The organism is Geotalea toluenoxydans JCM 15764 (genome assembly GCF_001311985.1).
In the GTDB taxonomy this organism is placed as follows: Bacteria; Desulfobacterota; Desulfuromonadia; order Geobacterales; family Geobacteraceae; genus Geotalea; species Geotalea toluenoxydans.
In genome coordinates this window covers 147,249-159,689 of sequence record NZ_BBCJ01000007.1, presented here as the reverse complement: position 1 = coordinate 159,689, position 12,441 = coordinate 147,249, and the positions used below count along the sequence as shown (strand labels likewise).

General features: G+C 51.1%; 8 protein-coding genes and 3 pseudogenes. 4 read left to right on the top strand and 7 right to left on the bottom strand.

Annotation, left to right across the window (positions count from 1 at the left end; all coding sequences use genetic code 11):
• Positions 1 to 42 precede the first annotated feature (42 nt).
• Entirely contained in the window at positions 43 to 540 is a 498-nt protein-coding gene (locus JCM15764_RS06365) for a bifunctional nuclease family protein (protein WP_054693734.1), read from the bottom strand.
• A 43-nt stretch (positions 541 to 583) separates the two neighbouring features.
• Entirely contained in the window at positions 584 to 1,906 is a 1,323-nt protein-coding gene (gene miaB, locus JCM15764_RS06360) for a tRNA (N6-isopentenyl adenosine(37)-C2)-methylthiotransferase MiaB (protein ID WP_054693731.1), read from the bottom strand.
• A gap of 302 nt (positions 1,907 to 2,208) precedes the next feature.
• Here miaB and JCM15764_RS06355 point away from each other — a divergent pair.
• From JCM15764_RS06355 to rpsT, 4 genes and pseudogenes are all read left to right on the top strand, one after another.
• A pseudogene (locus tag JCM15764_RS06355) lies at positions 2,209 to 3,679 on the top strand (DUF3373 domain-containing protein).
• 119 nt (positions 3,680 to 3,798) lie between these two features.
• A complete protein-coding gene (locus JCM15764_RS06350; protein WP_054693728.1) occupies positions 3,799 to 4,125 on the top strand; it encodes a hypothetical protein in 327 nt (108 codons plus the stop codon).
• Between the two features lie 182 nt (positions 4,126 to 4,307).
• Positions 4,308 to 5,620: pseudogene (locus JCM15764_RS06345) on the top strand (cytochrome C).
• A gap of 153 nt (positions 5,621 to 5,773) precedes the next feature.
• Complete coding sequence (gene rpsT, locus JCM15764_RS06340) at positions 5,774 to 6,037, top strand: 30S ribosomal protein S20 (RefSeq protein ID WP_054693725.1); 264 nt, start codon at positions 5,774 to 5,776, stop codon at positions 6,035 to 6,037.
• A gap of 75 nt (positions 6,038 to 6,112) precedes the next feature.
• Here the strand turns inward: rpsT and holA are convergent, their stop codons facing one another.
• The 5 genes and pseudogenes from holA to JCM15764_RS22115 form a co-directional block, all read right to left on the bottom strand.
• Complete coding sequence (holA, locus tag JCM15764_RS06335) at positions 6,113 to 6,988, bottom strand: DNA polymerase III subunit delta (protein WP_279384307.1); 876 nt, start codon at positions 6,986 to 6,988, stop codon at positions 6,113 to 6,115.
• A 125-nt stretch (positions 6,989 to 7,113) separates the two neighbouring features.
• Positions 7,114 to 7,626 (bottom strand): LptE family protein, encoded by a 513-nt coding sequence (locus JCM15764_RS06330; RefSeq protein ID WP_054693723.1) that lies wholly within the window; start codon positions 7,624 to 7,626, stop codon positions 7,114 to 7,116.
• 10 nt (positions 7,627 to 7,636) lie between these two features.
• Positions 7,637 to 10,103, bottom strand: a pseudogene (gene leuS, locus JCM15764_RS26215) (leucine--tRNA ligase).
• A 138-nt stretch (positions 10,104 to 10,241) separates the two neighbouring features.
• The gene (locus JCM15764_RS22120; RefSeq protein ID WP_243688484.1) at positions 10,242 to 11,594 is read right to left on the bottom strand and encodes a cytochrome c3 family protein; all 1,353 of its coding nucleotides are present in this window, start codon (positions 11,592 to 11,594) and stop codon (positions 10,242 to 10,244) included.
• Entirely contained in the window at positions 11,507 to 12,397 is an 891-nt protein-coding gene (locus JCM15764_RS22115; protein WP_243688475.1) for a cytochrome c3 family protein, read from the bottom strand. The genes JCM15764_RS22120 and JCM15764_RS22115 overlap by 88 nt, the downstream gene beginning before the upstream one ends.
• Between the last annotated feature and the right edge of the window lie 44 nt (positions 12,398 to 12,441).

Genomic DNA, 12,441 nt, shown 5'->3' with positions numbered 1-12,441 from the left:
CCGACCGCCGACCGCCGACCGCCGACCACCGACCGCTTCTCCCTACATGGGATATTTTCCCAATGTGGCGGGGTCAAGCTTTTCCAGGAAATCGACGAAGCGTCGGGCGTCATTTCCCCCTGAGAACTTCCCTTCCTTCAGATCAAGCAGCGGCGCTTCCCTGACCACATCTTCGTGGACCATAACCGGAATCTTATATTTCAGTGCAGTCAGCAACGCTTCCGTCACCCTGACTTCAACCCGGATTTTCTTTCTTTTGCCGCTGAACTTGACACATGCGTTGAAAACACCGTCACGAAGGCTTTCGACGGCGATCGATTCTATTTTCAGTTCAAGCTGCTGCATCAGCGCGGTCAACAGATCTCCACTCCCGGCACGGATCAGGTCCCGGTTGATCAGTTCAAGGGCAACGGGGACCGATTCCTGCTGGCCTATCCAGATCGGAAGGGAATTTTCCCCTGCATCGTCCTTGAGAATTATTACCGGCATCTGGGCAATGGCGTCCAATGCAAATCCGTATATTTTCATTTTATAGTACATGCGTCTCCTTGGCACATCTTTGACCGATTTCGGCCCATTAAATTCAGTTGCACAATTCACCCTGCAGCGAGTTCTGCTCTCCCCTGGTAATCGTTACCTTTACCATTTGTCCTACAAGGGCAGGATTTGCCGTAATATTGACAATCCGGTTGCCCGAGATCCGCCCGTAGATTTGCCCTCCCCGCCGGCTTTCTCCCTCCACGAGCACCTCCTGCACACTTCCCTCAAAACTTCTGTTGTTCTCCAGGGTAATCTTTCGCTGCATTGCCAGCAGCCGGTCGAGCCGCATCTGTTTTTCCTTCTGGCTGATATGGTCGGAATATCCTGCCGCCTTGGTTTCCGGTCTTTTCGAATAGATAAAGGAAAAAACATCGGTATAGCGAACCTCCTCCAAAAGAGACAGGGTTTCCTGGAAGTCGGTCTCTGTTTCACCGGGGAATCCGACGATAATGTCACCGGTAATCTGGATGCCCGGAGATACGGCTTTGAGCTGTCCGATCAGCGACAGATATTCTTCGCGGCTATAGCCCCTGTTCATGGCCGAAAGGACGGCATTACTGCCTGCCTGGGCAGGGAGATGAACGTGTTTACATAATTTGGGCATTTCGCCAAAGCAGTCAATGAGCTGCCGTGAGAAATCCTTGGGATGTGATGTGGTGAAGCGTAGCCGTTCAATGCCTGGAATTTCGGAGACTTGACGCAGCAGGGTGACGAAATCCAGCTCCCCATTGCTTTTCAGACCATAGGAATTGACGTTCTGACCCAGAAGGGTTACTTCCTTGACCCCTTTAGCGGCCAACTGGGAGATTTCTTCGAGAATATCGGCTGATCGGCGGCTTATTTCCCGGCCTCGCACATAGGGGACGATGCAGTAGGAACAAAAATTATCACATCCCTGCATCACGGTGACAAAACGTGAAACGCCATTGGTGCTGTTATCTACAGGAAAGAGATCAAGGCGTGAGTCATTGTCGATGAAATCCGTCTCTGACTGACGCTCCCCCTTTTCGGCGGAAAGGACCAGCTCCGGCAGCAGATGCAGGTTGTGGGTACCGAAGACAAAATCCAGATGAGGAATATTCAACAGCAGCCGTTCCCCTTCCTGCTGGGCGACACAACCGCCGACGCCAATCAGTATTTTTGGCCTCTTCCGCTTTAGCCCCTTGTACTGGACAAGGTGGTTATAAACCTTCTCTTCCGCCCGTGCCCTTACACTGCAGGTATTGAGGATAATCAGATCAGCCAGGGAAGAATCATTGGTGGGGCGATAACCTATATCTTTCAGCAAGCCTGCAATTTTTTCCGAATCACTGACATTCATCTGGCAGCCGAATGTTTGCAGGTAAAGCAGTTTTTCTTTAATCACGTTAATCCTTTAGCGCCTGATTTGCCGTTGATATTACGCAACTATCCGCTAAGTCGTCAATCTATTTTCCCGTACATGTCTTTCAACAGGATGGCGTAGCATTAAACCACTTGCAAAATAGGCATTGCCGTACCACAAACATATAACATTTTGAATATAAAGAAGTATCTATGGTTGGGCTTGGGAATTGCATCTGTGAAATTACATATATGGTTAAATGAATTTTAAGCTAAAGTTAATCGAAAGTCTGCCGATGAGGTCATATAAGGTCTCGCCGGATAAAAAAAAGTAAAGGAGAAAACATGAAACCCATTTTGAAGAAAACCTTGCTAAGCTCGTTGCTGTTGGCATTTACCCTGCCGATGCCTGCAATGGGGGCAGACCAGGACCTGCAGCAGAAGTTGGACGCCCTGTCCAAGGAAGTCGAAGCACTGAAGCAGCAGACGAAGAAAACCGATGAGAAATCCATTGGCCGCTGGCTTACCATCGGGGGGGATTACCGCTTTCGGATCGATTCGTTACGGGGAGAAGTTCCCAGCTACTACCAGTTCATGGGCCCTGCTGCCATGCCGGTACTGATGCCTGAATACAAACCCAAGAACGATGCGCTTATGACCAACCGTTTCGGACTCAATCTGAAGGCAAAGGCCACCAAAGATGTTACCGTCACCACCCGTCTGCTCATGTACAAGACATCAGGCAACCAGACCGCCGATGCAACCAATGCCGGTTTTTTCGCCGATCGTAGCCAGATTCTCGACGGCACCATCGGTCATGTCCCCAGCGACAACACCCTGCGCGTCGACCAGGTCTTCGCCACCTGGAGCAATATTGCCGACCAGCCGATATGGTTCTCCGTCGGACGTCGGCCCTCAACCGCCGGGTCCCCTACCCATGTTCGGCAAAACAGCGAAAGACCGGGTAATGGCGGCGTTCCGGGGCTGCTTGTCGATTATGCCTTTGACGGCATGACCCTGGGTTATGCTCCCGACATTGATGGCCTCTCTGGTGCTTACGCAAAGCTATGCTACGGCCGCGGCTTCGAAGCCGGGTACAGCAGCCAGAACAACCTCCGCGACACGGACATGATGGGCATTCAGATCGTGCCGATTGACACCGACCCACTTCGGCTTGATTTCCAGTGGAACCGCGGTTTCAACATCTTCGATAATCCCAACAATGTCGGTAATGAGCTGGGTGATATCGACTGGTACGGCCTTGGCGCCCTCAGCACTCTCAAGAGCGTCGGCCCAGGCAGCCTTACCCTGTTCGCCAGCACCGGCATGAGCATCACCCATCCCAACGGCAATCACGCATTGCTTGCAGGTGCAGGCTCACCCGATTCCGGCGCAGGACTGCTTATAAACGGCGCCGATGTGAAGGATAACACCGGCTACTCCGCCTACGTCGGTCTCCGCTATGATCTGCCTACCGGCACCAAGCTCGGCGCTGAATACAACTATGGTTCCAAGTACTGGATGCCTTTCGATCCGGCAGCTGATGATATGTGGACCAGCAAGTTGGGTACCCGCGGCAATGTCTATGAAGCCTATATAATTCAGGAACTGAAGCTGCAACCAATATCTTCATACCTGAGCAAGGTCTTCTTCCGGCTCGGCTATCAGTACTATGATTTCGAATACACCGGCAGCAACAACTGTGGGTGCTCCGGTTAAAATTGCAGATCTGACCGCCAGCCCCATGAATGCGCAGATGTTTGCACCTCTGAAGTCTGCTCAGAATATCTATGCTACCTTTGAGGTTAAATTTTAAATCTTGTCATGTGGAAAAGAGCGAGGGGTTGCCCCCTCGCTTTCTCACGAAGTAAAGTTTTTCGGCCTGGCGCCGGATATAAAACAGAACGAAAGTTCAACGTAAAAAGGAGCAACAAAATGAAAAAGCTGGTTTCACTAATGATCTTGTTCGCCATCTTCGGCATTACCTGCCTGTCTTTCACCTCTACAGCCAGCGCCGAAGAAATCAAGATGGTCGGTGTCATCACAAAGATCGACATAGCGGGCAAGGACGCCAAAACAGCCACTGCCACGTTAAAGGACAACAAGAGTGGCGACCTGATTGAAATCACAGTAAATGATGACCTTACCCTGGATAAATTCAAAGATCACCGCATTGTGGATGGTGATGAGATCCGCTGCAAATATGAGGTTGTCAACGGCAAAAATGTCAGCAAGCTTTTCAGGAAAACTGCAGGATGCTGACTTGATCAACAACTGATTTTCTCTTGAAATCGCTGTAGTTACCAGATTGCAGCGTTTTTCTTTATAACAGAAATTGTAATATCAATATATATGATATATATATCAACATATGTTTATAAGGAGTCAGTCATGAAAAAATTTTTGCGACGGTTCTATGCCTGTTGCTCGGCGTGGTTCAAGTCATGGCCGCGGATCATCCAGGCAAAGAAAGTATTGAGAAAAACGGCTATAAGGGTCCTGAAACCTGCGAAGAATGCCATCCCGGTACAACCAAAGGCTTCCTTCAATCGGTACATTGGAAACATGCTTCAAAGGTAAACAATGTTGAAGGGCTTGACCCGAAAAAAGAGTACGGCATGAAAAACCGCATCTACACCATGTGCAACGGCAACGATATCGTCAACAACCTCAAGGAAATTCCCAAAAGTCCTGAAACGGGAAAAACAAAATTCACCGGCTGTAATACCTGCCATCCTGGCAATCATCTGAGTGACGTGGGAAGCACCGGCGCAGATGCTGAAGGCGCCATAGACTGCCTGGTATGCCATTCGACCGATTACGATTTCCGCCAGAGAAAGCCCTTCAAGAATGAAAAAGGCGAAGTCGTCATGGGGCAGGACAGGAGCACCAAGGCAGCCCTCGCCATCGGCAAGCCGACGGTGAAGAACTGCATGGTTTGTCATGAAGCTGCAGGCGGTGGAGTCCTGGTAAAAAGAGGCTTTGCATTTAACAAGGAAACAGATGCCCATGCGGCAAAGGGAATGGTCTGCGTCGACTGCCATAAAACAAAAAACCACAAAATCCCCACCGGCTACGATCCAAACAATTGGGCCAACGACGGTGTGCGCGTATCCTGCGCGGACACTGCCTGCCATGGTAACAGCCCACACAAGGATGCAGCTCTGAATAGACACACGGCCCGCATCGCCTGCCAGACCTGCCATATTCCAGAACAGGGGGTGCTTTCGCCAAGGATTTCACCAAGTGGGAACAGGGATCGGACAAATTTTACGAGCCGACTACCCTGAGGAAGGAGGCCAATGAGACGGTACCGGTTTATGCCTGGTACAACAAAACCGTGAAGAATACCCCGACCTTTATCGGGCCGAAGGGCAGCCGAAAAGACAAGAACAGCAAGATTTATCCTTTCAAAATATTCCAGGGCAAGGCATTCTTCGATAAGAAGACAGGGCAGCTGCTTTCCATGGATTTCGCCCCCCCGATGGCAACTGGTGATACTCTGGCAGGAGTAGCCTCGGCAGCAAAGACTCTCGGCATCAAGAACTACACCCCAGTTCCTGGCTGGCAGACCATTTACTTCGGCAGCAATCATCTGGTGACAAAAGGCAAGGCCCTTTTCTGTGCCAACTGCCACGCGCCCAATGGAGTCCTGAATTTCAAGGACCTGGGCTACACGGACAAGGAAATTTTAAGACTGACCAGTCCTGAAATTTACCTGGAAAACGTACTGAAAAAGCAGAAGGAAGACTGGTAGAGGAAGGCTCTTAAATTTCGGGGGCGGTCGTAAGGCCGCCTCTTTTTTTACGCCTTATACTAAGATATTCTTCTTGACACAATCCTGGAGCAAGTGCTATAAATCTAACTTTCGAAAATTTAAACGGCTTTTTTAAATAAATGGAGGTGCAGTTTGGCAAATCACAAGTCAGCCCTTAAGAGAATCAAGCAAACAGAAAAAAGAACAGAAAGAAATCGTCATATCCGTTCAACCCTGCGGACTTTCATAAAGCGTGTTCGTGAAGCAGTAGCAGCAAAAGACGCCAACCTTGCCAAAGAAGCGCTGGCTGCAGCAATCCCCGTGATCGACGGAGCCGCATCCAAAGGGGTCATACACTCCTCCAATGCCTCACGCAGCGTCTCACGCCTTACCAAACTGGTTAATACCCTGAGCTAAACGAATCATAGACAGCTGTTAAAAGGGATCCCAAGCAGGGATCCCTTTTTTAATATCAGCACCTGCCCTACCCGGTTACTTTCCGCACACCTCCATGGTGAACCGCTCCAGCAAAGCTGCCGGTTTCCCGCCACTTGTTTTCAACGCCGAATCCAGTTCAAGCAGACGTTCAAAAATAACCTTCAGTTCAGCGGTCCGGTAGTTTCGCGCCTGATCCATGACCTTTTTCAGAAAATAAGGGTTTATGCCGGCAGACTTGCCGATTTCGGCGCTGGACACTCTGCGATCCATCAGCTCACGCACTCGCCAGAGCTGCCTGAAATGACGTGCCAGCATGGCCAGAAGCATCAGGGGTGCCTCCCCATCACGCAGGATAGTGTAAAGGGTACGCATGGCTTTGGTCGGATCTTTTTCGCCGACCGCATCTGCCAGTTCGAACACCGTGTCCACCTTGGTGTCCGAGACCACAGCTTTTATGTCATCCATGAGAATGCTGTCTCTGCCGCCACAATAGGTAACCACTTTCTCAATCTGCGACGCCAGTTCCTGGAGGTTGTTCCCCACCATATAAGCCAAAAGATCGGCTGCTGCCGGATCGATGCGCTTGCCACAAGCCTTTATCTCTTCACGGATAAATGCCCCCAGCTGATTTTCGTAGGGGCGCTTGAATTCCACCAGACCGTCAGACTTCTTTATTTCCACAAAGAATTTTTTGCGCTGATCTATTTTTTCTCCCTGAAAAATCAGACAGGTGGTGGGGGAAGGATTCTGCAGGTAGGTCAGTAGCACATCAAGGGCGGCGGCTGAAAGGTCCTGACTTTTCTTGACCAGAATGGCGCGCCGGTTGGCGAACATTGGCAGGGTCTGGGCAGCACTGAAGATCTCCTCCCCCTTGCACTCGTTGCCGTAAAAAATATTGAAATTGAAATCGCGGAAATCGGCGGAAACGATCCTGTCAAGCAGTCGTTTTACACCCTTTTCTATCAGATAGGCTCGTCGCCGTAAAGATAGTAAAAGGGAGCGATGCTCCCTTTATCCACCGACCGGGTAAATTCATCAGGTTTCATACTTTGGACCTAGAAATCTTCCTGCATCTTTTCATGCAGCTGTTCCGCCAGGCGAATGCATATTTCGGCCATGGCAGCAGTCTCACTATTTTGCTGCAAGGAAATGTCAGCTTGGGCGGGATAATCCTGACTTTCGGCAACCTCACCTCTCCAGACGATTTTGCCCGTCTGTCGCTCGACAAGGCTCGCAGCAAGTTTTACCGTCGCCCGATACCCTGCAATGCGGTCGGCTGCCGTGTAGGAAACCGGAGCAACAGCGTAGGAAAGCACGGCACCGCTCAGTACAAGACGGGCAGTTGCCTCATTCACGGAGTTGCCGCCGCTGTGCCGGGCAAACTCGTCAATGATACTCCGGGTCGCCACCGTTTCAAGACCGGCCCGATAGCTCTTGTTGGCAAAGATCCTGATATGAACTCCGTCCAGCCCATCATTAGAACTACCGATCCCCCCAAGATGGTGGTACCCGCATCCGGAAAGAATTCCTGTCACATACAGCAGAATGAAAAATGCTGATTTTCGCAAAAGTCCGCCTTTATCCGACAACGATGTTAACCAGCTTGCCGGGAACGTAGACAACCTTTTTGATATTCATGCCATCAATGAGCTGTCTGATTTTTTCGTCGGCAAGGGCAGCTCCTTTTATTTCTTCATCGGTCGCGCTTGCGGCTACGGTTACCTTGCCGCGGAGCTTGCCGTTGACCTGAACCACCACCAGCAGCTCTTCATCAACTGCAGCGGCAGCATCAAAGGCAGGCCAGGCGGCCTCATTGAGATTATCTTCATGGCCGAGGCTCTCCACAGTTCCTCGGCAAAATGAGGTACAAATGGCGCCAACAGCAATACCACCGATTCAACGGCCTCTTTCAGCACCGGCACGTTGCGGGGCTGGTTTTTGGGCTCAAATGCCTGAATGGCGTTGACCATCTCCATTACGGCAGCGATGGCCGTGTTGAAATGGAATCGGTCCTCGATATCATCGGAAACCTTGCGGATGGTCTTATGCACCAGACGGCGCAAGGTTTTACCCTCGTCTGTAAGGGCTGCAGCATCGAGAGGACCTGTGGCGCGTATCAATGGCAGGCATTCGTAGACAAGTTTCCATACCCGGTTCAGGAACCGATAACTGCCGTCGACTCCCTGATCGCTCCAGTCGAGATCTTTTTCGGGGGGGGCGGCAAATAACGAGAAAAGCCGTGCCGTATCAGCCCGTATTTTTCTATGAGCATTGGGATCGACAACATTGCCTTTGGATTTGCTCATCTTCGAGCCATCCTTGATGACCATGCCCTGGGTCAACAGGTTGGTGAACGGCTCGTTGATGTCGCAGTATCCCAGGTCGCGCAGGACCTTGGTAAAAGCGGGCATAGAGCAGATGCATGACCGCATGTTCAATGCCGCCGATATACTGGTCAACGGACATCCAGTATTCGGTCTTTCCCTTGTTGAGAGGACCAGAGGCAAAATCCGGACAGCAGTAGCGGAGGAAATACCATGAAGATTCCACAAAGGTATCCATGGTATCGGTCTCGCGACGCGCATCCTTGCCGCACATGGGGCAAGTGGTTTTGATGAAGGAGTCGATCTTGGCCAGCGGGTTGCCACCTTCTCCGGTGAATGTTGCATCCATGGGAAGTACAACCGGCAAGTCCTTTGCGGGCACGGGTACTGCGCCACAATCATCGCAGTAAATAACTGGAATCGGGTTTCCCCAGTAGCGCTGCCTGGAAATGCCCCAATCTCGCAGGCGGAAGTTGACGGTCTTTTTACCCAGTCCTTCCTGTTCCAGAAAATCGGCGATCTGCTCCTTGGCCACGGTGCTGTTCAGGCCGTCGAAGCGGCCCGAATTGACCATGATCCCTTCGGCGGTATAGGCCTCGGTCATGGTGGCGGCATCAAGTGATCCACCCTCAGGCTGGATCACCACTTCCATGGCGATAGCATATTTGCGGGCAAATTCAAGTCGCGTTGATCATGGGTCGCACAGCCATAACCGCGCCGGTGCCGTAATCGGTCAGGACAAAGTTTGCCAGGTAGATCGGCATGCGCCGGTTGGTGACCGGATTGATACAGTAGGAACCGGTAAAGACACCTTCCTTTTCGAAGTCTTCGGCCGTGCGCTTGATTTTGTCGGTTTTTTTCACTTTGTCCAAAAAGGCATTGACAGCAGCCATATTTTCAGCCGTTGTCAGCTGAAGGGCCAGTGGATGCTCAGGCGCCAGCGACATGAAGGTGGCGCCGAAAAGAGTATCCTGGCGGGTAGTAAAAACCTTGATGGCATCATTTCTGCCTTCTATGGAAAAGTCAATCTCGCAGCCGGTGCTCCTGCCGATCCAGTTGCGCTGCATGGTCAACACCCGCTCCGGCCAGCCCGGCAGCTTGTAGGTATCTTCTAGGAGCTCCTCTGCGTAGTCTGTGATCCTGAATGACCACTGCTCCAGCTCCTTTTGCTCCACCAAGCTGTCGCATCGCCAGCAGCTGCCGTCCTCAACCTGCTCATTGGCAAGCACAGTCTCGCATTTGGGGCACCAATTGACTGAGGATATCTTCTTGTAGGCAAGTCCCTTCTCAAGCATCTGCAGGAAGATCAGCTGCTCCCATTTATAGTATTCCACATTGCAGGTAGCCAGTTCCCTGTCCCAGTCGTAGGAAAACCCCATTTTTTTCAGCTGGCCACGCATGTAGTCGATGTTTTCATAGGTCCACTTGGCAGGGTGACTTTTATGCTGAATGGCCGCATTTTCGGCCGGCATGCCGAAGGCATCCCATCCCATGGGATGAAGAACATTGAATCCTTTCATCCTCTTGAAGCGGGCAATGACATCACCAATGGAATAGTTGCGCACATGTCCCATATGAATACGGCCTGACGGATAAGGAAACATCTCCAACAGGTAATATTTAGCCTTCCCGTCAACCTTTTCAGCCTTGAAGCTTTTATTATCGTTCCAAAGCTTCTGCCACTTCTCTTCAACCCTTGCGGGAACGTATTTCTCTTCCACTACAACCTCCTGCCCGTACCCGGGACAAAATTTTGCCACGGAAACGCAGCACCCATCATCTTTTCCCGCAACCCTGCTCTCACGGAAAATAAGACAGGCGCCTGCCTCCATGGCCAGTTTTGATTATTGGTTCTTGACTTAAAATTGAGGGGCACTACCCTCCTGGAATGAAGGGATATCGCCGGTTCTCCCGCCGTGGCATCTGCCGCAACTGGCAGCATCCTTGACGCTGAAGGCCATGGCTGCACCATGACAAGCGCCGCAAGATTTCCCCTCTTCCATATCCTTCATCTTCAAAGGCTTGCGTCCGACACCTGCCAGAATAATCCCATTGTGGCAATCGCCGCAATTGTACCCTTTGGAAAGATGCAGTTTATGACTGAACAAGACGCTGCCGGTCTTTTCCGGCAGCTCGTATTTAACTGCCTTGGTAACATTATGACATTTATTGCAACTGCCGGTAACGGTAAAGGCCGTGCTGGAATCGTGACAGGCGCCGCATGATTTCCCTTTTTCCATTTCAGGCATGCTGACTCGCCTGTTGCCCTTGCCCGGAATAAAGAGCTTGGTGTGGCAGTCATTACACGGATACAGGCCCAGATGGAACTTGTGACTGAACGATGCGCCTGATTCCTTGAACTGGATCTCCTTTACCGGGTGGCACTTCTGGCAAGCGTCCTTGACCGAAAAGGCCGTTTTCGAGTCATGGCAGCTGCCGCAGGACTTACCCTGCTCCATATCGCCCATGGTATATCGCTTGGCAGAAGCACCGGTAGTAAAAATGCCGTTATGGCAATCGGCACACTTGTACATGCCGATATGGAATGCGTGGCTGAAGTAGGTTACCCCGGTTGCCGGCACATTGAAAGCGATTTCCATGGTGGATTTATGGCACTTATCGCAATCTCCCTTGACGGAGAAACCGGTATTCCCTTCATGGCAGGCCCCGCAAGATTGCCCCTTTTCCATATCCGCCATGGACCGCCGCTTGTTGTCAGGTCCGGCAACAAACAATTTGCTATGGCAGTCGGCGCATTTGTACATATCCAGATGCTTTGTGTGGCTGAAACGGGCATCGTCGGTAAAGGTAATGTCTTTGACCGGATGGCATTTCCCGCAGTTGGCCGAGGCAGTAAAAGCACTCTTCCCGTCATGGCAAGCCCCGCATGATTTGCCTTTTTCCATCTCTGCCATGGTGAAGCTTTTACGTGACACCCCGGTGGCAAAAACCTGGTTATGGCAGTCGTCGCATTTATACATGCCCAGATGTATTTCATGACTGAAAGCAACTGAACCTATGTCCGGTATGTCGAAGGTTATATCTTTTGTGCTTTTATGACACCTGCCGCAGTTGGCGTTGACGGTAAATGCCACATCTCCCTCATGGCAGGCGCCGCATGATTTCAGCTTGGCCATGTCCGCCATGGTATACCGCTTGCTGCCGGCGCCGCCGACAAATAAACCGCTATGACAGTCGTTGCAGCGATAGATACCCAGATGGAACTTGTGGCTGAAAAGTGCGTCAGTCGCCTTGAACGGGATGTCCTTTGTGGCCGTATGGCATTTGCCGCAATCCCCTTTGACGCTGAAAGCGGTACTGCTTCATGACAGCCGCCGCAGGAGTTTCCCTGTTCCATGTCACGCATGGAATGGCGCTTGCTTTCAGGACCGGCAACAAAAAGTTTGCTGTGGCAATCGGCGCATTTGTACATTTCCAGATGGAATTTGTGGCTGAAAAGGGCATCGGCAGTAAAGGCAATATCCTTAACTGCATGGCATTTGGTGCAATTCTCCTTGACGGTGAAGGCAGTATTCCCATCGTGGCAGGCACCGCACGACGCCCCTTGCTCCATCTGGCGCATGGAAATATGCGGGTTGCCTGGCGCCGGCTTGAAAAGCTTGTTGTGGCAATCGCCACAACCATACATGCCGAGATGGAAGTTGTGACTGAAAACGATGGTGCCGAACTGGGGGATCTGAATCGGTACTTCCTTGACCAAATGGCATTTGACGCACTCATTAAGACCGAATGCCTTGGTTTTGTTGTGACAGACACCGCAGGATTTCCCCTGCTCCATCTCGGCCATTGTCACCGGCGGCGCATCTGTTGTTATGGGAAATATGGATTTATGACAAACGGTGCAGTTGCTGCCCAGCTTTTTCAAGTGAAGATCGTGATCAAAAATTACCTTGCCGGCATTCTCAGTCTTGAAAGTAACCATCTGAAAATCCATGGCAAAGAGAAGCACGGGAATAAAAAGCAGGAATGGCAACGGCAGCAGAAAGCGTTTCACTAATTGACCTCTGGGTTGCTTATTTGACATCGGAGGAAGTTCAA